General features: G+C 71.5%; 9 protein-coding genes. 2 read left to right on the top strand and 7 right to left on the bottom strand.

The annotated features are described in order from the left end of the window. Positions 1–59: 59 nt before the first annotated feature. Entirely contained in the window at positions 60–1,406 is a 1,347-nt protein-coding gene (locus tag FYW95_RS06795; protein WP_160050177.1) for a hypothetical protein, read from the top strand. Positions 1,407–1,482: 76 nt separating this feature from the next. Next, positions 1,483–7,437, top strand: a complete 5,955-nt coding sequence (locus FYW95_RS06790; RefSeq protein WP_160050176.1) for a hypothetical protein — start codon at positions 1,483–1,485, stop codon at positions 7,435–7,437. Positions 7,438–7,479: 42 nt separating this feature from the next. Here FYW95_RS06790 and FYW95_RS06785 read toward each other — a convergent pair whose 3' ends face one another. From FYW95_RS06785 to drmD, 7 genes are read right to left on the bottom strand one after another with little or no spacing between them, the layout of a single operon-like run. Continuing rightward, complete coding sequence (locus FYW95_RS06785; RefSeq protein WP_236572119.1) at positions 7,480–9,027, bottom strand: serine/threonine-protein kinase; 1,548 nt, start codon at positions 9,025–9,027, stop codon at positions 7,480–7,482. After that, positions 9,024–10,931 (bottom strand): HsdM family class I SAM-dependent methyltransferase, encoded by a 1,908-nt coding sequence (locus FYW95_RS06780; protein ID WP_160050175.1) that lies wholly within the window; start codon positions 10,929–10,931, stop codon positions 9,024–9,026. The genes FYW95_RS06785 and FYW95_RS06780 overlap by 4 nt, the downstream gene beginning before the upstream one ends. Next, the gene (gene drmC, locus FYW95_RS06775; protein ID WP_160050174.1) at positions 10,931–11,707 is read right to left on the bottom strand and encodes a DISARM system phospholipase D-like protein DrmC; all 777 of its coding nucleotides are present in this window, start codon (positions 11,705–11,707) and stop codon (positions 10,931–10,933) included. The genes FYW95_RS06780 and drmC overlap by 1 nt, the downstream gene beginning before the upstream one ends. Next, positions 11,704–13,614 (bottom strand): DUF1998 domain-containing protein, encoded by a 1,911-nt coding sequence (gene drmB, locus FYW95_RS06770; protein WP_160050173.1) that lies wholly within the window; start codon positions 13,612–13,614, stop codon positions 11,704–11,706. Before drmB ends, drmC begins: the two co-directional genes overlap by 4 nt. Further along, entirely contained in the window at positions 13,614–17,555 is a 3,942-nt protein-coding gene (gene drmA, locus FYW95_RS06765) for a DISARM system helicase DrmA (RefSeq protein ID WP_160050172.1), read from the bottom strand. The genes drmB and drmA overlap by 1 nt, the downstream gene beginning before the upstream one ends. Then, on the bottom strand, positions 17,548–21,642 hold the full coding sequence (locus FYW95_RS06760; RefSeq protein ID WP_160050171.1) for an Eco57I restriction-modification methylase domain-containing protein: 4,095 nt from the start codon (positions 21,640–21,642) through the stop codon (positions 17,548–17,550). Before FYW95_RS06760 ends, drmA begins: the two co-directional genes overlap by 8 nt. Next, complete coding sequence (gene drmD / locus FYW95_RS06755) at positions 21,639–24,818, bottom strand: DISARM system SNF2-like helicase DrmD (RefSeq protein WP_160050170.1); 3,180 nt, start codon at positions 24,816–24,818, stop codon at positions 21,639–21,641. The genes FYW95_RS06760 and drmD overlap by 4 nt, the downstream gene beginning before the upstream one ends. Positions 24,819–25,224: the final 406 nt, after the last annotated feature.

Raw genomic sequence — 25,224 nt, 5'->3', positions numbered from 1 at the left:
GTCTATTATGCTCACGAAGGTGCTTGTTGGGTGGAGGTGGCGTGGTGGCGGACGGTGCGGTGACAGGCCCCCACGCACTGTGGCGCCCCTACGAGGACGAGCCCCTGTTCGGCCCGGGGATGCTCACGGGTGTTCACAGCATGGAGGACGCCGATGCCGATCGACTCGTGCGTTACCTGTCCGCGCTGGTCGCCCAGCGCGGAACCGTGCACACCACAGTGGCCTTCAACGCCGTCTACTTCGGTTACGACCTCGCCTTCAATGGCTACGTCGGAGGCCCCGTCGACTTCGACTCCTTTCCGGAGGTGTCCTTCGAGGAGGTGGGAGGCGCTCTTCCCGTCGGCGCGATGGTCACTCTGAGGGCGGGATCGTCATCGCTGCCCGCCGAGGTCGTGCACAGGGAGGGCACCGGCGGACCGGGGAAGGCGTGCGGGCGGGGCGTGTTCGTGCGCCCCGAACGCCTGGTGTGCGACTTCGACGCCTTCAGCCCCGGAACCGTCATCAGCGCCACCCAACTGAACCGGCTGCGTGCGCACGGCCGCTGGATCGACTCCAGCGGCCACCTGCTCCACCGGGCCCGGTACACCCGGGCCGCGGCGACGGACGGCGACGACCGGGAACGGTTCGTCGAGTACCTCCTCGGACCCGGCCGCCCCCAGATGATGGCCGGCCCCCTGCCCCTGCTGCTCACCGACGGCGCGGGAGGGGAGCAGTTCGCCGCCGCGCTGCGGGCCGCCCTCACCACCGTGGCCCGGGCCCTGGAGGTCGCCCGCGACCTGAGGACGTGGCACGGGTACGCGTTCACCGCGCGATCGCTCTCCGAGAGGCTCGGGGACGACGGGCCGCTCGGCCGGTCCGACATGGACTGCCTGGTCCGGAGAGTGGTCCGACCCGTCCCCGGCCGCGACGGGCGCGTGGGGGAGCGCCACACCGAGGTCGGTCCCTTCCTGCGCTCGCTGTCCGGGACCGGACACGCGCTCACCGGTACCGGTTACCTCGACGCCGTGGTCCACGCCAACACGTTGGTCGACGACCACCTCGGTGACCACGGCCGCGACGGTGTACTGCCCGGCGGGGTGCGCGTGCGGCTGGCCGACCCCGGCCAGGAGGGCGGCCTGTGGAGCACGGGACCGACCCGGGTCCCGAACCCGCCGCACGCCCGGTCCGAGGACCCCGCACGGACGCCTCCGCCGCGCCCGGACCCGCCACTGGCGGAGTACGTCGCGGAGTACGACGTCGCCGCCTTCCTCCGCCGCCTCCCCGAGGGACAGCGGGCCAGTGACACGGCCCGCGCCGAGTACCACCGCCTGCTGTCCAGATTCGGGGCGGCCGGAGACCTCCCGCCCGGATTCACCCTGGTACGCGGCCACTCCAGAAGCAGAGGAGGACCTCGGCGCACCACGTGACGGTGGCGCCCCCCGAACCCCACGGCATTCACACGATGCGGAGCACTCCTTGCCGAAGAAGCACCATCCCCCCTGCGTGCACTGTGTACCGGACACCGCCTACCGCCCGATACGCCACGAGCAGGGGTACACGGCTCCCGAGGAGGCCGAACCCGCGCTGCTCCGGCTCGCGGGTGCCCTCAGCGCCCTCCCCGCCTCCCGGTTCGACGCGCCCGCCAGCCTGAGCGAGCAGGACGTGGCGGACCTGCTCGCTCCGGCCCCGACGCACGTGCGCAAGCACGCCCTCCACTACCTCGGGCTGAGACTGGCCCCGCGTGCCGTCTCCCGGTCGCTGTGCCGCGACGTCGGGCAGCGGTTCGCCACCGCTTCGGCCGGCGACGCGGGCCACTTCGTCGACGTTCTCGCCCCACCGGTGCGACACGCCATCCTCTGGGCACTCGCGTATCCGGACATCCCCGCTCCCGGGCCGCAGTGGTCACCGGACCTGGTGGCGAGAGCCCTGTGGAGTTCGGTGGCCGCCAGCGCCGAGGGGGCCCGGGTGCTCCTGTGGGCCGCCGACCAGCCCTGGTGGCCCGGTACCGATATCGGAGCCGGGGCGTTGGACGAACTGTGCGGTGCCGCACAGGAGGTCGTCGACGCCACCCCCGACTTCGTCCACCGCGTGCACCGCTCTCCCGCCACCACCCAGGAACCCCCCGGCCCGCGTGCCGCCGAAACGGAGGCCTCCCCGCCCATGAGCACCCCCACGGAGGAGCCCGCGCCCCCGGGCCCCGCGTCCGAGGAGCCCTCCGGGGACACGGAACACGCCATGGACATCCTGCGCGGTGAACGCGCCGACCTGGAACGCCTCCACAGGGAGGCACAGGAGGCGCTGACGGCTCTGGGCGAGGCCCTGGCCGAGGGACGCAGGGTGCCCGGAGCCGCGCTCACCGTCCTCAGCGCCTACGACACGGCCTTCGAACGCCTCGCCGACCGCCTGGCCGTAGCGGCGGAGCCGGACGGGATCCGGCTCCGGGACCTCGACGGCGCTCTGGCGCGGCGGGCGGAACGGGAGGACGCCAACGCCCGCATCCGAGCACTGCTCGGCCTCACGGACCTCCCCAACATCCCGGCGGAGCAGATCAGCGCTCTGCACGGTCTGGTGGGGGAGGGCACCGGTGCGGAGGAGGGGGCGTCGCTACGGCAGGCCCTGCTCGCCCTCAGCGACCTGGTCGAGCTGTCCACCACCGAGCAGGGGCGGGACCCGGCCAGACTGTCCACGCTCCAGAGCACGGTGCTGACGGGGCTTCCCCCCGAGCTCGCGAGCCTGCCCATGGCGGTCATCCTCAGGCCGACCACGCGGGACCGAGCACAGGGGCGGCCCGACCAGAACTCCTCGAAGCACACCGATGACGGTGCCGAGGCCAAGCCCGCGGCCGTCGAACCGGCGCCCCCGGAACCGGCCGCGGCGAACGGTCCCGGTGCCTCCCCGGGCCTCCGCGCCGAGGAGGAGGCTGTTCCGGCTGTGGTTCCCGCGGCGGAACCCGCCGAGACGCCCGAGGCACCCGCGGCACCGGAGGCGATCCCTTCCACCCCGGAGACGCCCGCTCCGGAGGCTCCCGGGCCGGAAGGCGGCGAGACGGAGCCGATCCTCGCGCGACTCGTCGCCGAGCGCCGCTTCGCGCTCGCCGCGACCCTCGCCGACACCTCCGGACACCCCGTCCACCAGGTGGCCGCCCTGCGCATCGCCGCCCTCGCCGACGCACTGCGCAGCGGCACGGGACCCTGCGCGGCGCGACTGCGCGACGAACTCACCGCCGTGGACCCGGACAAGCTCACCAGTGACACCCCCACCCTGCTCCTCACTGTCCCGGCCCTGGTCAGGGCCGCCCTGGTCACCGGTGAGTCCACCGCCGGAGCGCTCCTGGACAACGCGGCCCCCCACCTGGAGCCGCACCTGTCCGCCGTCGCACAGGCAGTGGGACAGCGCGCCCTCCAGGGACTGCTGGCCGACAACCCGTTGGGCACCACCCTCGCCGACACCGCACAGTTGGAGAAGCGGCTCGACCGCGCCCGGCAGGAGGCCGGGGAACGGCTGCGCGCCCCGCGCAACCTCAGGTTCCGCAGGGCCACCAAGCTGGCCCAGATCTGGTTCTCCGAACAGGGCCCGGTGGGCTCCCTTCTCAGCGCCGCCGCCAACGACGACCGCTCCCGCCGCGCCGAGGTCGCCGAACGCCTGGTCGTCCTCGCCCGCAGGGAGAACCTCAACAAGGAGATCGACCGGGCCGATGCCACCCTGCGCGGCTCCTCCAGCCGGGCCCTGCAAGGTGCCGCACGCAACAACCTCGTCTCGCTCGTCGAGTCCGCCCTGGCCGTGGTCTCGGACTGGCTCGACTCGGTGTCCGCCCTGGAACGCGGTGACGACCGCAGCCGTGCATGGGCCGTCGACGACCTCGTGGAGATGCGCCGGACCGTCCTCCGGCACGTGCCGCAGGCCCACGCGGCTCTGACCGCCCGCGCCGCCCGCACGACCCTGGTGGGGGCCGCCCGCGTCGCGGCCGCCGAGGTGCTCCAGAACATCACCGACCTCGTCGAGGAGGGCGTGCCGACCGGCCAGGGCGAACTCCTGCCCGACCACGTCCTTACCGTCGAACTCCTCAAGGTCGCCCACGCCACCGTCGACCCGTTCACCGGCCGGGTGAGCGCGCCGGAGGGGGCCACTTCCTCGGACATCGCCGAAGCCGCCGGCCTCGACTGGCCCGAGGCGTTCGACCTTCAGGTCCGAGCCGAGCGCTACCCCACCGCCCGGTACCTGGTCGACCTGGAGGAGACCGGTGGGCTGACGCCGAGCGGCGGCCCCCTGCCCGAGAACGCGCGCGCCCGCGTCGACACCGCCGAACAGCACAGCCGCGACGGGCTCACCCGGGCGCGGGACGAGCTGCTCATGGAGCTCAACCGGGCCAGTCTGCAACAGGAGGTCAGCGAGGAGCAGGACGGCCAGCTCACCGAGCTCCTCGAAGTCGGTTCCATACTGGGGTCCCCGGACCTGGCTCCGGTCCGAGCCCGGATCGAGGAGGCCGAGCGGATCCTGCCCGCGTACCGCCGCGATGCGGCGTCCCGGCTCACCGCACGCCTCGACGCTCTGGTGGAGCGCTCGGACCGGCCCGACGTCAACGAGGCGAGCATCCGCTCCCTCATCGAGGACGGCCAGCTGCTGACCGCTGAGGAGCGCATCTACTTCAGCGAGATCGGCGAGCCCGTTCCCGAGTCCTCCGGCGAACACGGACTGCCCGACTTCTTCCCCCGCGTCCCCGAGGGCCTTCCCGAGGGGATCACCGCGAAGCTGGTGGAGACGGCCCGGCTCGGGGGCGTGCTCACCCTGAGGGACGGCTCCGGACTGGACTTCGGAGGGCTGTCCACCGACGCCCGCGACCTGGTCGCCGATGCCCTGGCCGCGTGGAGGGAGGCCCGGGACACCCGACAGCGCAACCAGCTCGGCCCCCGCAGCCTCCGCCCGTTCCTGGTACAGGCACTGCGCCTGCTCGGCTACGACATCCCGGCCGCGGTCAACCCCATTCCGCTGAGGGCGGCCAAAGGGCTCGACCGCGGCTCCTTCGAGTTCTCCAGGGTGACCTGGAACGGGCGGCCCACGGTCCCCCAGTTCGGCAGCAAGCTCCACGGGCGGCTACGGGTGATGGTGTGCTGGAGCCAGCCCCGCGCCGAACTGCTGCGCAGCTGGGTGGACAAGGACACCTCCGGTGATCCCTTGCTGGTCGCCTACATGGGCACGATGTCCGCCGCGGTCCGGCGTAGGTTCGCTGCGGAGGCGGTCCACATCGACACCCCGGTGGTCGTCGTTGACGACGCGGCCCTGGCCTACCTCGCCGCCCACGGCAACCGCCAGGTCGACGCGGCCCTGGCGGTCCTGCTGCCCTTCTCCGCGGTACAGCCCTACGCGTCCAAGAAGCGCTCTTCGGTACCGCCGGAGATGTTCTACGGGCGCGACCGCGAACGTCGGGACGTCATCGACCTGGGCGGTACCCAGTTGGTCTTCGGCGGACGAGGCCTGGGCAAGTCGGCGCTGCTGAGCTCGGCCAAGACCGCCTTCGAACGTGAGCCCGAACGCGTGGCCGTGCACATCGAACTGAGCACCGTCGCCATCGGCCAGGGCGCCCAGGGGGCGGATGCGGTATGGGACAGGCTGCTGCCCGAGCTCCGCAAAGAGGGTGTGGTGCCCCAGCCAGGACGCAGGGACACCGGCAAGGCCTATGACCAGGTGCGCTCGGGTGTGCTCTCCTGGCTCACCGCGGACTCCCGCCGCAGGCTCCTCGTCATGCTCGACGAGTCCGACGGGTTCTTCGAGGCCGACGCCCCCACCTTCACGGAGACCAACCGGCTCAAGGGGCTGGGACTGCTCTCGGGTGCCGAGGAGCGGGCCAAGGTCGTCTTCGCCGGTCTGCACTCGGTACAGCGGTACTCGAAGGTCCCCAACAACTCCTTCAAGCACCTGTCCCAGCGACCGACCCTCATCGGGCACCTGCGGCCCCGCCACGCCTACGACCTGGTCACCAAGCCCATGGGAGCACTCGGATTCCGCTTCGGGAGCGAGGAACTCATCCACCGCATCCTGGGCCACTGCTCCTACCAGCCCTTCTTGTTGCAGATGTTCTGCGACCGGCTGGTCCGGCACATGCACGACATGCGCAGGTCCGGTATCGGGGGGAGCGAACCGCCCTACACCGTCACCCTGGGCGATGTGGAAGCGGTGGAGGCCGACCCGGAGCTGCGGGACGACATCATCGAGACCTTCCGCGACACCCTCCACCTGGACGCGCGCTACAACATCATCGCCTGTGTGCTCGCCCACCATGCCTATGAGCGAGGACTCGACGTGCGCCTGAGGGAGATGGACCTGCGCGAGGAGTGCCTGACCTACTGGCCCCAGGGCTTCGAGAAGCTCGACTCGGAGGCCTTCCGCACCTACCTGAAGGAGATGGTGGGACTCGGTCTGCTCGCCGACAACCGGGACCTGCGAGGCTGGCGACTGCGCTCGGCCAACGCACTGCGGATGATGGGCACCAACGATTCGGTGACGATCACACTGTTGGGCGCTGAATCCGAGGCGGTACCGGCGGAGTCCATCGCGTTGGCCGTGCGCCGTCCCCTGGAGGACGGGCGGAGGGCACCGCTCACCGCCTCCCAGGTCGACGACCTGCTCGGAGACCACACCAACCAGGTCCGCCTGGTACTGGGGTCGACTGCTACGGGTATCGCCGACGTCACCGAGACGATCCGTTCGGTCCGCGACGATTTCGGAGGCCGCTTCGACCTCCAGGAGCCCCAGGACCGGCGCCGGTACGAGGAGGCCCTGGGACAGGGGCACAGAGGGCAGCGGCGCATCGTCCTGTCCGACCTGGCCCGCGTCACCTCCCGTACCGACACCTGCCTGGCCAGCCTGGAGGCCGCCCTGGACCGGACCCCGCTCAGGCGAGGGGTGACCCGCTCGGTGGTCCTGGTGTCGGACCCGACCCAGATGGACTTCTGGGAGATGCTGCTGGCCGCGCCCGAACGTGACGGGCTGGGGCTGGTGCGGTTGCGTCGCCACGACCGTCTGTCCTTGCAGATCTGGTCCCGCGACACCGAACTGTTCACCACCGCCGAGCGCCAGGAGCGTCTGCTGGAGACCACCGGTGGGTGGCCGGTCCTGGTGGACCGGGCCCAGGAGCTGGCCCGGCAGTACCAGGAGAAGCGGGCCCTGGAGCGGTTGGCCAAGGAACTGGCCCAGCCCGGGCGGGCGGCCGCCCTGGTCGATCAGGTCGGACTGACCGCGCACCGCCCCCTGGCCGCCGCCTTCGACGCCGTGGTCGAGCTGGTCGACGGCCCGGCCACCCGCGGTGACCTGGTCGAGGCGGTCGACCTCCGGGAGGCCCACCCCGACCCCGACACGGCGGTGGCGTGCCTGGAGGCCCTGGACGTGTTCGACCGGACCGAGGACGACACCTACCGGGTCGAACCGCTCCTGGCCCTCTGCTGGCGGTACCGGGAGCTGTAGGGGGCACGGGTCGGGCGGGCCGCGCGGCCCGCCCGACCCGGCTCATGCCTCCCTGAGCAGGTCCTCCACCCGGGCGACGGTGGGGTGGTCGGCGCCGTGCAGGCGCACCAGGTCCGCGCGTAGTCCGCGCAGGGTGGCCGCCCCCTCGGCCCGGAGCCCCGCCGTCAGTTGCAGCACCCCGATCTGGCGGCGCAGCTCCAGGGGCCGGTGGTCGTCGGCGCCGTAGGCGGCCACCTCGTCGTCGAGCAGGGCGGACAGGATCTCCAGAGCCGGTCCGGCCTCCCCCGTCAGCGCCCGGCAGGTGGCGTTCTGCAGACGGCACCGGAAGACGAGGCTCTGGTCGCCGTCCCCGGCGGACAGGTCCTCCACCAACCGGGCGTACACCGGCGCCGCCTTGCGGAAGCTGCCGCCCTCGAACAGGGCGTTGGCCCAGTCCAGACGCAGCCGGACCGTGTCCGGGTCGGTCGCGCCGAAATCCTCCTCCGCCGACGCGACCGCCTCGCGCAGGGTCTCGGCGGCCTGCCGGTACTGGGCGGTGCCCGTCAGGTGCGCGGCCCGGCTGCGGGTGCGCTCCACCTCGCTCCTGACCTCCGACGCCGCCCTGGGGGTCTCGGGCTCCCCGCCGGTCTCCGGGGCGGCCGTACCGGTCGGGCCGAAGCCCCGCGACACCGCCGCCCCGTACATCCGGTGCGGGCTGGACAGCGACGGCGGGTGCAGCACGCCGGGGATGGCCTCCAGCCCCTCGGCGAACCCGATCAGCCGCGCGTACACCTCGTCCGCGGTCCCCGGGCGGTCGCCGGGCCTCTTCTCCAACAGCGCACCCACCACCTCCGCCAGCTCCTCGGGCACCTCCGGCCGCAGCGCCCGCACACCCCTCGGCGTTTCGTTGACCTGTTTGGAGGCCAGCGCGAAGGATGTGGAGGCGGTGAACACCCGCTGCCCGGTGAGCATCTCGTGCAGCGTGCACCCCAGCGCGTACAGGTCGGTGCGCGAGGTGCTCGTGCCGTGCTCCAACTGCTCGGGCGCCATGTAGGCGGGGGTGCCCGGGGTGTGGCCGGTGCGGGTGATCTGGGTCATGTCACCCCGGTCCAGCGCCACCGCCAGGCCGAAGTCCAGCACCTTGACGGTCCCGTCCGGCTCCAGGATGAGGTTGGAGGGCTTGAGGTCGCGGTGCACCAGCGAGGCCCGGTGCGCGGCGCTGAGCACCGAGCACACCTGCGCGGCCACGCACGCCGACCAGCCCACCGACAACCGCTCCTGCTCGGCGATGAGGTCGTGCACGCCGACGCCGTGGATGCGCTGCATCACCAGGTAGGGCAGCCCGTCCTCCGCCCCCGCGTCGAACACGGCCGGAACCCCCGGGTGCTGGAGCCGGGCGGTGATGCGCGACTCGCGCACGAACCGCTGGACCATCTCCTGGTCCTCCACCCCGTCGGGGAAGTGCAGGAACTTGACCGCCACCTCGCGCTTGAGGCGGGTGTCGTGCCCCACCCACACCTGCCCCATGCCGCCGCGGGCCAGCGGTGCGGGGTCGAGCTCGTAGCGGTCGGCGAGCATCCGCCTGCCGTCGCCCCGCGCGGTGTCGGTCATCGCTCCAGCTCCCGTGGCCTCAAGTTCCCCTCCTCCAGCCCCCGGCGCCCCAACCGCGCCAGACGGCCGCCCATTTCGGCGATGCGCTCCAGTAACTCCCCGTTGCGCTCCAGGGCCTCCACGGCCCGGCCGTGCGCGCGCTGCTCCTCCAGCGACAGCGACGGCACGCGCAGCGCGCGCACGTCCAGACGGCCGGTGGAGGTGCGCGCCGCGGTCTCGGGCAGCGACGAGAAGAGGCCCGCCAGGAAGCCGCGGTCCGTGCGCCCCTCCACCGCGCGTACCAACAGCAGGCGCGGCCCCAGCGCCGCCGCCTCCTCCTTCCCGGTCACCACCCGGACGGGCGCCCCGCGCACGGTCTCGGCGACCACCACGTCCCCCGGCCGGGTCATCACCAGGCCGGGCACCCGCGCGCACAGGCCGCTGGCCGCGCCGCCCCCGCGCAGGTCCCGCACGGTCAGGACCGGGATCGTCCCCTCCTCGGTCGTCATCGCCAGCGGAGCCCGGTGCAGCTCGACGGCCCCGGAGTCCGCCAGGGCGCCCAGCGTCGTCGTCCCGGTGCCGTCCTCCGCGGGCTCCAGCGCCAGTTCGCGGGCCAGCGACCGGGCCTGTTCCAGGGCGTCGGTGAGCGAGGCGAGCAGCGGCGGGTAGTGCACCCCCGCCCGGCACTCCAGGGCGGCGGCCAGGCGCCGTGCGGGCCGCAGGTCCACCTCCTCGTCCAGCAGCGGCGCGGCCTCGGGGGCCGTCCACACCGGCGCGGTGCCCGCGGCCGGATCCGGCGGCACCGCACCGGAGGCGAAGGCCGCCCAGATCCGCGCGGAGCCCTCCCGGCCCGCGTCGGCGCCCACCAGCAGCACCCGCCCTCCCGGTACGGCCTCCCCCTCCGGCCGCACCAGGATCCACACGTGCCGCAGGACCTCCGAGGCGCCCTCCTCGGGCACCTCCAGCACCGCGCGCAGCGCTCCGGACCGCACCAGGCCGGCGCGCAACCGCCGCCCGCCCGGCCGGGAGGAGACCGACGCGGGCACCAGCACCACGGCCCGCCCGCCGGGGCGCACCCGGGACAGGGCGTGCTGCACCCACGCCAACTCGCCCTCGCCCCGGGGCGGCACCCCGTGGACCCAGCGCGGGTCGTCGGCCAGCTCCTCCAGCCCCCACTCGCGGTCGCGGAAGGGCGGGTCGCACAGTACGGCGTCGACTCGGGTCCCCCCGAAGGCCGGGGAGCGCAGCGAGTCGCCCACGGCCGTGGCGCTCACCCCGGCCGACACGGCCAGCAGGGCGGTCGCGACGTGCAGCGCGTCGGGGTCGCTGTCCTGCCCGTACAGGGCCGACGCTCCGCGCCGCAGAGCGGCCGTCAGCAGAGCGCCCATGCCGCACGCCGGGTCGAGCACGCTGTCACCCTCGCCGATCCCGGCCAGCTCGGCCATCCACGCGGCCAGCTCCGGCGGGGTCTCGGCCCTGCCCCGCTCTCGGACCAGGCGCGCGCACAGCTCCTCGAACACCGGCTCCGGTCCGTCCCCGGCCAGGATCTCCCCGGCCAGGTCCGTCCACTCCCCGGGGACCCCCTCCGGCCGGTCGCCCGCGGGCGGCGGGCCGGTGAGCAGCCTGCCCGCGTAGGCCATGAACTCCAGGCGCCGCACGTCCGGTACCACCGACCGCACCCGCTGCCACAGCAGTTCGGTCCGGTCGGCCTCGAAGGGCTTGCCGTGTTCACGGCACCACGTGTGCACCGCCTCCAGCGTGAACAGCGGGTTGGCCGCCGTGCCCGCCACCGGGGCGGGGAAGTCGTCGAACCGCCGCCGCCAGTTGCTCACCGCGGGGCGGCGCACCCCCGACAGCCGGGCGATGTCGGCCGGGCCCACCAGGACCGCCGGGGCCACGGCCCCGCTTGCGTCCGCGCCGCCCATCAGGCGTTCCCCGCACTCATCGGCGCGAGCACGCCCCGGGTCCGGAGTGCGACGACGTGCTCGGCCACCCGGCGCGGCGTCGAACCGCCCCGCACCAGCAGTCCCGCCTCCATGTTGGTGGCCACCCCGGACTGGGTGAGGTTGGCGCTGGAGACCAGCAGCACCCGGCGGTCGGCCACCGCGAGCTTGGCGTGCGCCTTGGCGCCCCTGCCCTCGCGCCGGTCCGCCGGCCAGTGCCACAGCCGCACCCCGCCGATCCCGGTGAAGGCCTGCCCCGGCTCCTCGCCGCTGATCGCGCCGCCCGCCCCGGCCAGGGTCTCCACCACCACCGACACCGACACCCCCCGCTCCACGGCCCGCGCCAGCGCCCGGCGGATGTCCTCGCGGCGCCGGGCGGAGTAGGTCATCAGCACCAGTTCCCCGCGGGCCTCGTCCACCACTTCCAGCAGTGCCTGGGCGGTGGAGCGCACGGGCACCGAGTGGCTGGAGGGGCCGGTCCACACCGTCTCCACCGACACCCCGCCCGTGGCGGCGGCGTGCCCGGCGGCCAGCCCGCGCAGGAACGCGGCGGCCTCGGCGGCGGGCACCTCCTCCCGGGCGCGGCAGGCCAGCAGCGGCGCCACCGCCTCCCGGTCGCGCACCGAACCCAGCAGCGCCTGGTCGGGCCAGCCGTCGGCCAGCAGGGCGGCCACCTCGCGCAGGCCCGAGGCGCCCAGGGCGGAGGAGGCCGCCGCGGCGGCCTCCTCGAATGAGGGGTGTTCTGCGAAGTCCGTCACGGAACCTCAGGGTAGAGGGCCAGCTCCGGGTCCCCGATGGGCACCACGAACCTGCGGTCCAGGAACCGGTTGCCGTGCTCACAGGTGGTCTCGGACACGAACAGGCACACGTGGCAGGCCGCTCCGTGCAGGAAGTCCGCCTGCGCCCGCGGCAGGCGCTCGGCGCACAGGGGGTCGGAGGAGCAGCGCATCGCCCCGCGCAGGGCCTTGCGCACCAGGTGCACGAGCCGCTCCGGTTCGGCCTGCGACACCAGGCCGCCCAGCGTCCCCTCGGCGTCGGGCACGGCGGTGTAGATGAGGACGCCCCCGCGCGGGTCCTCCTCGGTCCCGGCGTAGACGCGCTCGGACAGGCTCGCCGCGTTGTACCCGCAGTCCAGGGCGATGGCCCGGACCAGCAGGTGGGACAGGGTGTGCAGGGCGACGTAACGGGCCCCCGGCCAGTTGCGCATCGGCTCGAACCCCGACTTGATCCGGTCGGAGTAGCGCTTCTCCCGGTAGGTGCCGTACGCCTCCCGGTGCAGCTCCAGGGCCTGGCTGTGGCCCACCCGCTTCTCCCAGCCGGCGAGCAGCTCCTCCGGGACCCGCAGGAAGAGGCCCTCCCCGCGCACCTCGCTGGCCGGAAGCCAGGTGGGCTCCTCGCGCGACAGGCGCACCGTCTGCACCGCGAGGGGGTCGTCCAGGTCGGGGGAGTCCAGGCGGGTGAACCCGGTCAGCACCCGCACCTCCCGCAACCGTTCGGCCTGCACCACGTCGGCGAACACGCCCCGCAGCTCCTCGGGCACCCCGCCCTCCGGGCGGCGCAGCGCGAAGTCGGGGGTGGGCACGTGGTCCTCGGGCGAGGACAGCGCCTCCCACTCGGCGGTGCGCAGGGCCTGGTGGCCCGTCGCCGCCTCACCGCCGCCCTCCTGCGCCCCCTCCAGGGCCGCTCGGTGGCGCTCCACCGCCTCATGCACCGCGTCGTCGTCCCACCTGCCGAAGTGGTCGCGCATGGGCGGGGCGAACTGGCGCAGCGTCCTGTACCCCTCCTTGGGGGTGTCCTCCAGCATCTCCCAGTACTTCTCCACCAGGGAGTCCAGCTCGCCCGTGCCCTGCTCGGAGGGGACCGCCAGCGTCGACAGGAGCTCCGAGAACCACTGGTTGGACGCGCCCAGCACCAGGGGCTTGGGGGACCGGCCGCACCCGTCCGGCTCGAACGTGCCCAGGTGGGGGTGGCGCCCCCGGCACACCGGAAGGTTCTCCCTGCCCCGCTCGCCGCCCGCGTCGCGCATGTTGCGGCTCTCACCGCACACCAGACAGGTCAGCTCCACGTTCGCGCCGACGTTGCCGCCCTTGTCCTCCATCTTCAGTTGCGGGTTCTCCGCCTTGGGGCACTCCCCGCCCCGGTGCACGAAGTGCGCGTAGGGGAACTCGTCCAGGTGCCCGTCGGTGCACGCCAGCACGAACCGGGCGGGTACCGCCAGCGGCTTGGCCTTCTTGTGCTTGCCGACGTTGTGCGTGAACCGGGCCTCGTGCGGCCTGCGCGGGTTGGCGTTCTCGAACGCGAGCATGTCCGAGTCCAACCTGACCAGCTCGTCGCAGGCGGTGCACCGGAACCACGACGGGAACGGTGTGGTGGGCACCCCCACCCGGGAGGCGGGGCCGCCGGGGTCGCGCTCCAGCCCCTCCGTCCACGGCGCCGGACGCAGCTCCTTGACGTTGCGGTGGGCCGGCTGCCTGCGCACCTCCGCCAGCAGCCTCGGCTCGACGATGGGCTCCCAGCCGTAGGCGTGGGTGTGGTCCCAGTCGTCCAGCCCGCGCACCAGCACCGCGAAGTTGGGCAGGTCCACCAGGGAACCCACACCGCTGGTGAACATCAGGTGGCTGGGCCGGACCGAGCCGACCCTGCGCCGGTGCGTCTCGCCGTGCATCAGCCCTGCTCCTTCGCCTGACCGGCCGGGGCCGGGGTCTGCTCGTCCTCGGTCTCCCCGCCGCCGCCCGGCGGCGCGAACGACCACGGCGGCGCGTTGAGCACCGGCCGGAAGAAGTCGCCGCTGCCGGACACCAGCAGGTTGATCTCGTTCTCGGTCTCGCGCATGGACATGCCGACGGTGGTCTCGCTCCAGGAGCCCTCACCCGGCTTGGTCAGCAGCCCGCGCAGCTGCTGGCGCTCCCGGGTGGAGCGCTCGTACCCCAGCCGGGTCGAGCCCTCGCGGGCCTGCTTCCAGTGGTCGCGCAGGCTGTTGATCCGCTCGGCCAGGTAGTCGCGGCCGCGCTCGCCCGCCACGAACTCGGCCCGGGCCAGCATCCGCGCGGCGACCTCCTCCACCGCGGCCCCGTCCAGGTCCACGTCGTGGGCGGCGCCGTTGCACGAGAAGTCCTCCCGCGCGTGGCGCACCGCCGCCACGAACATCGCCGCCGTGCCCCGGTCCAGGGCCCGGCGCGTGAACGGGGTGACGCTGAGCGCCTCCACCTGCCGGTAGAAGGTCGCGTGGTAGTACCCGAAGTCCTCGTAGTGCCCCAGGTCGCGCGGGCGCGTCCAGTTGTACAGGGTCACCACCAGGCCGGGCCGGGCCGCGTCACGTCCCACGCGCGAGGTCGCCTGGATGTACTCGGCGGTGTTCTTGGGCTGGCCGGTCATCACCATCAGCCCGAACCGCGACACGTCCACGCCCACCTGGAGCATCGAGGTGGCCAGCACCGTGTCCACCGGGTCCCGGCTCTCCCTGTGCCGCTCGCCCTCGCGCCGCACCAGCGGGTGGGGCTCCGCCTGGCGGGCGGCCGAGGAGCGCGACTCCCGCGCCCGCCTGGCGGCCTGGACGAAGGCGGCCGTCACGGCGCGCTTGCGCTCGCTGGTGTCCAGTTCGGGGTCGAACCCCGTCTCCAGGCGCCTGAGCACGTCGCTGATGTCGGCGGAGGAGATGCGCGAGGTCAGCTCCTGGACGTTGAACATCGACGTCCGCCCGAACCTGGTCAGCCGGTTGGCCATCCCCCGGTCCCGCCCGTGCCTGCGGGCGCGCACCGTCACGTCGTCGTCCATGTGCCGCCGCATCCCGGCCAGCTCACGGGTGGCGTTGAAGTAGCCGACCGTGGTCATGTACGGGTCGGCGGGCGGACCGTAGGTGTCGAACAGGTGCTGTCCGGCCAGCGCGAGGATCTCCGCCAGGCGGATCTCGGCCGCCTTGAGCCGCACCCCGTGCGCGCACACGCCCATGTAGCGGCGGCCGGGGTTGTCCGGCGTCACCGGCACCTGGTTGGAGAAGAAGGTGTCGGACACCTCGCTCACCTGCGGCGGGAACACCTCCAGGCCCCGCCCGAACACCCCGCGCACCTGTTCGGCGGCGCGCTTGGTGGTGGCGGTGGAGGCCACGATCTTGGGCGCGGTGCGCCTGCCGGACGGGGTGGTCCACGAGGTCAGCTCGTCCACCGCCGCCTCGAACAGTCCCACGGTCGTGCCCAGCGCACCCGAGATCAGGTGCAGCTCGTCCTGGATGATCAGGTCCGGCGGGCGCAGCCGCCGCACCGGCAGGCTCTCCGTCTTGGGCAGGTGCCCCTTGGTGTTGTGGCTGCTCCGGCAGCCCGTCTTCGCGTCCAGGTCGGGGTGGCGGTACCCGTGCCGGGGGCAGTACTGCGAGACCCGGCCGAACAGCATCCCGGCGAACCCCCGCCAGGGCAGCTGGGCGAGCTTGTCCACGGTGGCGATGAGCAGGCTGGGCGTGTACCGGTAGATCTCCTCGTCCACGGTGAGGATCGGCAGGCCCTCGGCGGACAGGCGCCGGGAGAACGGGCAGGCGTGGGCCCCCTCGCCGTTGGCGCAGAACAACAGCACCCGCTGGCTGTCGTGGCGGGGCTCCAGGTCCCGGTGGGCCTGGAGCTTGGTGCCGCACCAGGGGCAGGACAGGGTCTGGAGCACGTTGGCGCGCTCGCCCCTGCCCCGCTCGCGGGCCTCGGCGATCTGCTTCTCCGCCTCGTCGAACCAGTTGGGCGAGACGCCGCCGCCCACCCACAGGCCGATCCGGAAGGGGCGTTCACCCCACGTGCCGGGGTCCTCGGCGCGCTGTACCTCGGCCGCGCACACCAGCGCGGCGGCCCGCTGGAACTGCTGGGCGGTGAGCAGGCGCAGCGTGTAGCGCATCAGCACCGCCACCCCGTCGCCGCCGTCGCGGGCGTCGGCGCCCGAGCCCACCACGCCCTGGAGGCGCCGGACGGCGAAGGTGTAGGCGGTCAGCCCCAGGTAGGCCTCGGTCTTGCCGCCGCCGGTGGGGAAGAACAAAAGGTCCACGGTCGCCTCGGGGGAGGCGGAGCGCTCCTCGTGGTCCGGGTCGGTGATCGAGGGCAGGTTGAGCAGTACGAACGCCAGCTGGAAGGGGCGCCAGGACGCGGCGGAGGCGCCGCGCGCGTTCACGGCCTCCCGGGCTTGGGCGTAGGAGACCTCGGGGTCCTCGCGCAGCCGGGAGATCTCGCTGTGTCGGCGCTGGTCGGCCATGGCCCGGTTGGCGAACCGGAACGCCCTCAAAGCCTCACCGTGCCGCGCCCGCCCGGGGTCGGTGAGCAGGTCGATGCCCGCGCGGATGCGCTCGGCGGCCCTGCGGGCCCTGAACACGGCCGTCTCGGCGGTCTCGCGCAGCCCCTCGGGCAGGTCGGCGATGGCCGCCTCCCGCTCGTCCAGCCAGGCGGAGTAGCCCTCGGCCAGCGGCAGCAGACCCGCGCGCAGCTCCTCGGTTCCGGTGTCCTCGGAGGCCAGGGCGTCCATGGACAGCTCAGCCGAGGCCAGCGCCGAACCCTCGCCCACGGCCGCCGTGGTGGCGGGAACGTCGTGGGAGGGCAGCCAGGTGGTGGTCAGCCGGTGGGCGCGGCGTGCGCCCTCGGCGACCTCGGCGTCCACGGCGGTGTTGCGGCCGTCGGCGTACTTGAGCAGGTCGCGGTAGAGCAGCCGCAGGTGCAGCTCCTCGGGGTCGTCGGAGACGGGCGTGCCGCCGTCGAGCGGGTCGTCCACGGGGAGGAAGACGGGGGAGGCCCCGTCCAGGGCGGTGACCGACAGCTGGGCCTGGAACAGCCACATGGTGTCGCCGTTGGGGTGGACGGGGACGCGGTTGTTGACCAGGGTGAGCTCGACCGTGCGGCGGGGGAGCCCGTCGCGGTCCTCGCGCACGGCCACGGCCAGGTACACGCAGGGGGAGTCGGGATCGGGGTCGGTCAGCCCGAGCTTGAAGTCGGGCTTGCCGTCGAGGCGGACGTCCACCTCGTACTCCTTGGGCTCGCGCACCCAGGCGCTGCGCTTCCTGCCCTCGTCCTCCTCCACGCTCTTCTTGCCGTACTGGCCCCAGGCGGCGCGGACGTGGACGACGTCGGTGTCGGCGGGCACGGAGAAGGACAGGCCCATGGTGGAGGCCCACATGTGGCCCAGGTTCTGCGGGGTGGTCTTCTCCGACAGCTCGCCGGAGCCCTCGCCGGAGGCGGCGCCCTGCGCCTCGGCGTCGTCGTCCAAGAGCTGGTCGGCGGCGTCCCGGGAGGACGCGGGCGGCTGGTGGCGCGGGCCGAGCATACCGACGAGGTAGCGCTCGCGGGGGCTGGTGTAGCGGGGAGGGAGCTCCTCGGCGGGGCCGTCCCAGGGGCCGAGGAGGTCGCGCTCCAGGAGGCGCTGGAGTTCGCCGCGCACCTGGAAGGAGGTGGCCTCGGCGAACTCCTGGGGGCGGTCGAGCGAGGCGATCAGCTCGGCGTCATGGGCGGCGCGCTGGGCGGCGCGGATCTCGGCCTTGGTGGGCTTCTTGCCGGCGGGGGAGTCGGAGCCCTTGCCCGTGGTGGTGGAGGTGTCGAGCTCGGTCTGCTCGCCGTGGGGGTTGGGGAAGAGAGCGTCACCGGATTCAGACATCGAACAGCGTCCCTTCCTGGGCGGCGGACTTGCGCTTGCCCTTCTTGTCGTGCAGACCTTGCTTGACCTCTTCGGCGTAGCGCTCGTGGTTCAGCTCCAAGAGGCTGTCGAGAACCTCGCGCTGCGCGGCCGGGCCGATGGTGTAGCGGGTCTCGCGGCCGACCTTGTGGAACCCGTGGTCGAGTCCGCCGACGGCCTCGATCCGCTCCTCCCAGCCGTAGGCGCGGATGGTGGCCTCGTCGATGGCGCGGTGGATGGCGCGGAGTTCGACGATGTCGGAGTCGTTGCAGTTGGGGTCGAAGACCAGGTTGTAGGTCTTCGTGAGCCCGGTTTGGCGGGAGAGCATGACGTCGCGGCGGTAGGTGTCTAGACGGTCACCGAGGTCACGGAGTTCCTGGGTGAGTTCGGGCATCGCGAAGGTCTCGAACACGTCCGAGGGAGTGTAGCGAAGATCTGTCTTCATAGAGGAGCCGCGAGACTTGGCCCACCAGTAGTGGGGTGCGCTTGACAACAACGACAGCATGGCCGTGTCATCAATCGCGAATATGCCCAAGGCATGTGAAAATACTTGTCCAGTTGGAACCATTACCGGCATCACAGTTCTGCTAACCAGGGCGAGTGCAATGACTCTGTCAAACTTCGCGATTGATCGGTATAGTTCAACTCTGCTTCGCTGGTAGCGCCACCAGTATGTTCGCGAATTATTTTCGCTATGATTGGCGCGCTCGCTTTTTACATTGCGAGTGACCCAGGAGTAGCATTCGGGAAATTTTTTAACCTCCTCCTCTGTCCAGTCGAAAAAGTTGATAACCCACCTGCTTGCGCGGATTTTGGGACTCGAATTCAAGTCCTTTCCGTTCAGATACGGAAATAGGACTTTAGAGTTTTTTGGGTTTCTCTGGATTAGATCCTTTGCTTCTTCTTCTTGAAGTGTAAATCCGATCCCGTCTAGCTTTGATCCTTGGCTGGTTGGTATTACTTGCTTCGCCAGGCGGTGTGGAGTGCCGCTTGCTCGAGATCTTGCGTCCAATGAAGCTGAGATGCCGGATACGTTTTTCCCGTCCAGAATCCTCTCTGCTTCTTTGTGTACTGCTGACCTGCTTATCCAGACGGTGCAGTACTCTAGGGCTGCGCTCTTGGAGGGCCATGGGTCGCTTTTGGTTGCTTTGAATATTTCTGATTTTGAGTCGGTGATCTGGCCAAGGCCAACTTCGCACGTGTCGGTTTGTGCAAGTGTGTTTGTTGCAATAAGGCCAAGTTTGCCGTTTTGGTTTATTGTATTATGGGCTTGGAGGGCAAAGTAGGCCACTAGGTCGCATCTTCCTCCGGCTCGCTCTCCGTTTGCGATGATCTGAGTTATGTAGTCGCGGTAACTTGTTCCCATGCTGCCGGTTATTTTTGTTCCACCGAGGAAAGGGGGGTTTCCGATAACGGCATCAAAACCCCCCTTCTCGAAGACCTCGGGGAAGACTAGGGGCCAGTGCAGCGGCTTGCGTCCAAACGAGTTGGGAGGACGGCCAGTGTCCAACCACTCCTCCGCCTGGATACGGGCTTCTTCCTCGGCGGTGTCCAACCGGCTGGCCAGTTCGGCTGCCGCCAGGGAACCCGCGTTCATCCCGCGCTCACCGCGGCTCGCGTTCGCCAGCGTCGCGCCCACGGTCAGATCGGCCAGCATCCGTGCCCGTCCGGTCTCCGACTCGGCCTCACCGAGCACGGAGCGCTTGCGGTTCAACCCCTCCAGCGTGGTGCCGTCGATCTCGGCCAGCTTCCGGCGCGACTCAGCGACCCGGCCGACGAGCTCGCGCACGCCCGCCGTGTAGTCGATGACCGCATCCTTGTGCAGCTTGCGACCCTGCTTCGGGTCCATGTGCATGTACTCAAGCTGCTCAAGTGAGGTAATACCGAGCAGGGAATCTCCGACCGCCAACCGGTCGTCCAAGAAGGTGAATGGCCGCTTCGGGTCCATTGACACCAGCCACAGTGACAGCTTCGCCATCTCCACGGCCATTGGGTTAATGTCCACCCCGTACAGGCAATGCTCGATCACCTGCCGCCGAGCCTCGATCACCACCGCGTCGTCATCGGCTCGGACACCGTCTTCCGGCGGCGTATAGCCCTCGACGCGCGGATCCCCTTCCTTCACCCACGCCTCGATGAGCCGGTCACCCAGATAACGCGCCGCCGCCACCAGGAACGCCGCCGAGCCCATCGCGATGTCGGCGACCTTCAGCGCCAGGATCTCGCCGCTGCTCTTGAGCTTCCACTCCTTCGTGTCGGCGGTCTGGAGCGGCCCCGGCTCGTACACCAGCGGCTCCAGCGCGCCCTCCACGACCTCCTCGGCCAGGAACCTGGGCGTGTAGTGCGTCCCCGTGTTCTTACGCAGCAATGACTCGGTGACGTACAGCTCCCCGCCCCGCACCACCATCGGCAGGCCACGCAGGTCGTTGCGTAGGATCCGGAAGAAGGGCAGCAGACGCTCCACCAACTCCTCGTCCCTGCCCAGCACACCGCGCAGCTTCTTGACGGCCTCGGTCCGCTCCTCCTTGGACAGCGGTGACAGCGCCTTGGCGAGCTTCTTCTTCGTGCCGATGCCGGAGTCCTTGTACGTGGTGGCCAGCTCCTCCGCCAGCGCCTCCACGTCCGTGTGCCAGGCGGCCATGGCCTCCAGGTCCCGGAGCTGGACCTCCTCCTCCAGTCCCTCCTTGCCGACCAGCCCCACCACGAGGTCCTCGGCGCGGAACCCGTCGAAGGCCAGCAGACCCTCGTACACGTAACCGATCTGCTCCACGTCCAGGGCGCGGAAGGACAACTTCCTCAGCTCCGCTGACTTGCCCCGGCCGACCTTGACGTACTGCACCGCCTTGAGCATGTGCAGCACGGTCCGGTCGTCGATGTCCAACGGCATCCACGGGAACGTCTCGGGGTTGAACAGCGACCCGTCCAGCGCGTGCATCTTCAACCGGGGGTGGTCGACACCGTGGTAGACCGCGTGGAACAGCGCCAGCAGCCGGTGCCAGGCCGTGGTGGTCCCCTCCAGGTCGTCCTCGGTGCCTTCCCTGGCCAGGGCCTCCAGCTCCGCGTGCAACCCGCCCGCGGAGTAGGAGGTGGCGTACAGGTCGTTGTCGCTGGGCAGCAGGCCGCGTTCCTCGGCGAAGAGCAGGAACACCACCCGCATCATCACCGACACCGAACCCCGGTACACGTCGTGCGCGGACACATCGCTCAGGTCCCGGTCGCCGCGCTCACGTGCCCGGGTGTCGGCCCGGCCGATCGCGGCGACCAGCAGTTCCACCGCCTGGCGCACCTGCACGCCCAGCGCCTCGGTGACGTCCTCCTGCGATCCCATGCTCTTGTTCAGCAGCGGGACCAACTGCTGTTCGTCGGGCACGGAGAAGAACCGCCGCCGGTTGAGCAGCGAGTAGAAGGCGTGCAGCACGTCGCGTTCGGCGGCGTCCGTCCACAGCGAGGCGTCGAAGAGCGCGGTGGTGGTGACCCCGCCCCGCGGCGCCCACACCAGCACCCACCAGCGCCCGTCGGTGGCCAGCCCCAGCTCCACCCCGTGGTGGCGGCACAGCTGCGCCAACCGGTCGGCAGGGGTGGCCGACCACGACTCGCCCTTGATCCGCTGCACCGGGGACTGGCCGATGGGGCAGGTCAGCCCCAGCAGCCGGACGGTGTCGGGCTTGACCTCGCCCTCCGGCTCGGCGTCGGGGTCGGTGAGCACGAACGACGGCGCCACGGCGGTGTCGTGTTCGGCCACCTCCATGGCCAGCGGCTCCAAGCCGTCGGTGCGCAGGGTCTCGCGCCACTCCAGCAGGTCGCCGAGTACGTACCGCACCCAGGCGTCCCGCCCGGCCTCGGGGTCCTTGGAGCCCCTGCCGGTCCGGTCGCGCCAGAGCGTGGAGGCCCGGCGCAGCTCCCTCATCTGTCCCGGCTCCAGCGGGTCGAGCCTGACCGGCCAGGTCTCGCGCAGTACCGGCAGGGTCAGGAAGGGGCCGCTGACCTCCACCAGCCCCAGCCAGTTCAGGTGCTGCTGGCGGGCGTCGTCGGTGGCGGAGCGCCTGCCACGGGATCGGGGGTTGCTCATCGGACGGCCTCCTTGCGGGGAACGACGAAGACGACGGCGACGGGGAAGGTGTGCGGGTCCTGGCGCGAGTAGCGCTGGGCGATGGCCGCCAGTTCGCGTTCGCGCTCACCGTCCAGGGCGGCGAGCCGCTCCTGCCACTTCATCCGGTCCTTCCGGTACTGCTCACGTTCTTCCTTGGTCTGGGTTAGGGAGCGTTCGCTGAACAGCGCGTTTTCGTCCTCGTCAGAGGCCAGGGCCTGGCGCAGGGTCGTGGCGAACTGGTCCAGCACGCTCCTCACCCGGGCGCTCTCGTTCTCCTCGCGTTCGGCCAGCACACGCTTCAGCGACTCCAACCGGGTGTCGGCGCGCCAGTCGATGGCCCGCTCCAGGCCCGCGCGTCCGCCAGCCCGCTCCCAGCGGTCGCGCATGCGGTTCCACACCGCCTCCGACAGCGGTCGGCCGTCGGCCAGGGCGCGGTTGAGGATGCCGCCCAGGGTGGTGAGGTTCTCCAGGCGGCGGAACCGGCCCGTCTCGGGCAGCCACCCGCCCGAGTGCAGCACCTCCTCGTGCAGGCGCAGCCCGTCCGCGCCCACCAGCACGAACCGCGAGTAGGCGCCGACCAGCACGTCCTCCAGCTCCGGGTCCTCGCTCACCACGGCCGTCACCCGGTTCAGGCCCACCCGGTCGTTGGAGACCGCCGTGCGCAGCAGTCCGACCGACCGCGCCACCAGCGGGTGGTTGAGGTGGGCGAGCACCACGTCGTCGCGGCCCTTGGCGGTCTGGGCGTCGAAGGTCACCGGCAGTTGGCGCAGCTCGGCGCCCTGCGGGGTGCCGTGGGAGGCCTTCTCCGTCAGTCCGTCGGCCGCCTTGACCCACGACCCGGTGAAGGCCGGGACCTCGTACAGGTCCTGGGCCGCGTACTCCTCGTTCTGGTCGACGTGGGGACGCAGTTGCGGCTGGCGCGCCAGCTCCAGGGCGGTGTCCACCACCCGCTTGATCCGGGGCGGGGTGAGGGCCAGCGACTCCACGGTCTCGTCCAGGTTGCGGCGCAGGCGGCGCACCCGCTCGCGGATGTTGGAGTCCGAGGGCACCCGGCCCCTGCCGCCGGCCCTGGCGGTCTCGGTGTCCAAGTCGGCGCTCTGGCCCAGCATCCGGCGCTGCACGGCGTCGGAGATCACCGCGTTGACCGAGCCCAGGTCCTCCTCCATGCGGGCGACCTTGGTGGCCACGCGGGAGAGGAACTCCAGGTCGGCCTCGTAGGAGTCCGCCGCCTTCTCCCAGCCGGTGCCGACGAAGTGGTAGACCTCGGGGTTCTTGGTCTGCCCGTACCGGTCGATCCGGCCGATGCGCTGCTCCAGCTTGTTGGGGTTGAAGGGGATGTCGTAGTTGACCAGACGGTGGCAGTGCCGCTGGAGGTCGATGCCCTCGCTGGCGGCGTCGGTGGCGATGAGGATGCGCAGCGGGTGCTCGCTCGGGTGCTTCTGGAAGGCGACCCGCAGGGCCTCGCGCTCGTCGGTACCCATTCCGCCGTGCAGTTCCTTGACCTGCTCGCCGCCCAGTCCTGCCTGGGCCAGCAGCGAGCGCAGCCAGGACTGGGTGTCGCGGTACTCGGTGAAGACCACCACGCGCTCGTTGGTCCAGTGCTGGTCGGGCTTGCAGATGGCCCTGAGGTGGTCGATGAGCTTGCGCGCCTTGGCGTCGGGCTGGGCCTCGTGCGTCAGCGCCCAGGCGTGCATCCGCTCCAGCAGCGACTCCTCGGTCTCGTCGGCGTCGGGCTGGAGGGGACGGGCGCGGTCCAGGGCGTCGTCCTCGGCCTCGGCGAGGTCCTCGTCGTCATAGGTGGCGGTCTCGTCCCACCAGTCGTCCATCCACTCTGGCACCTCGTCCAGGTCGGCGTCCGCGGGGAGGGAGTCCCCGCTGCGCGAGCGCAGGGTCTCGGCGTAGACGCCGACGGTGTGCTCGAAGGCGGCCGGGCTGGAGAACAGGCGCTTCTTGAGCAGCAGGGTGACCAGGTCGGTGGCCCGCCTGCCCTTCTTCGTGGTGAGCTTGGTCCGGCGCAGCTCGGCGAAGCGGGTCAGCAGGGCGTGGATCTCGCGCTCGCTGTCGGGATAGGTGACCTGGAGTTCCCTGGTGATGCGCTCCAGGAAGCGGGGGGTGCCGTCGTCGTTCTCCACCTCGCGCTTGAGGCGGCGCACCACCGTGTCGGAGACCGCCGAGACGTCCGGCTCCACGCCCCGGGCGAAGCGCTGGTCGTCCAGGATCTCCAGCAGCGCGGTGAACGACTGCTGGTAGCCGTTGTGCGGGGTGGCCGACAGGAACAGCCGGTGGGTGAAGTGCGGGGCCAGCTTGCGCATGAGCTTGGTTTGCTGGGAGTCGACCGCGTACACCTGCTTGGGCGCGGCCGGGGCCACGTGGTGGGCCTCGTCCAGGATGAGCAGGTCGAACGTGCGCGGGTAGCTGGGCCCGTCGGCCGGGAGGACCTCGTCCAGCAGGCGCTGGGCCTTGGCGCCGCGCAGCCAGGGCAGGCTGACGATGGTGAGCCGGTGGACGTTGAAGGGGTTGGCGGCGCTGCCGTACTCGCGGCGCACGGCGGCGGCGCACTCGGAGTCGACGATGGTGAAGTCCAGGCCGAACTTCTCCTTCATCTCCTCCTTCCACTTCAGGGTCAGACCCGCCGGGCACACGATCATGATGCGCTGGGTGCGGTTGCGCAGCAGGAGTTCCTGGGCGACCAGCCCGGCCTCGATGGTCTTGCCGAGGCCGACGTCATCGGCGAGCAGGAGGTTGACGCGGGGTGCGCCGAGCGCGCGCGAGACCGGTTCGAGCTGGTAGTCCTCGATGGCCACGCCGGAGCGGAAGGGCGCCTGGAGGTTGCGCACGTCGGCGGAGGTGACCGCCGACCAGCGCACGGCGTCCAGGAAGGCGGCGAGCTGTTCGGGGCGGTCCGGGCTGATGCCCGTGATGTCGGGCAGGGAGCCGCTGGGCAGGAGTCTGCGCCCGGGCTCGACCTCCCAGAGCACGTCGAGGGTTTCGCCGTAGCGGCCCTCCTGGATGCTCTGGAGGGTGACCAGGGTGAAGGCGTCGCCGGGTTCGACCCCGCTCACCACCCACTTCTGGCCGCGCACCTCGACGAGGGCGCCGGGGGAGAGTTTCGAGGAGGGGGCAGAGGACGTGCCCTCTGCGGTGCTGCTGGGCATGGCGGTCTTCCTGCGTCGCGCCGGGTGGGGACCCTGCCGTCCTCGGCGGACCGGGCGGCGGCGGGGATGCGGAACCCCAACCTATGCCGGTCCGGGTGCCGCGTCGATGGATGAGACTCTATTGTTAACCCGGTTCACACGCAAGGGGGATAGGGTTGGGCTCACAGTGCCGCCAGAATCTGTGTACACCAAGACGGCGGTGTTGACCTTCGGCTTTACGGAACTCGGGAGTATTGCCCCCAAGGCAGGGCTTTGGTCCCGAAAGAGACGCGGGTTTTCACACCTGCGAGGCTTGGACTCTCCGTTGAAGAAGAGGCGACGAGAAAGGCAAGCGCTTGCGCGGACACGGCACCCCCGATGCGACCGGTTCCCGAAGGGTCACCCTGCATCCCGAGGTCAGCGCTGA

This window comes from Nocardiopsis sp. FR4, assembly GCF_009830945.1.
In the GTDB taxonomy this organism is placed as follows: domain Bacteria; phylum Actinomycetota; class Actinomycetes; order Streptosporangiales; family Streptosporangiaceae; genus Nocardiopsis.
This window is presented reverse-complemented; position numbering and strand designations above follow the sequence as displayed.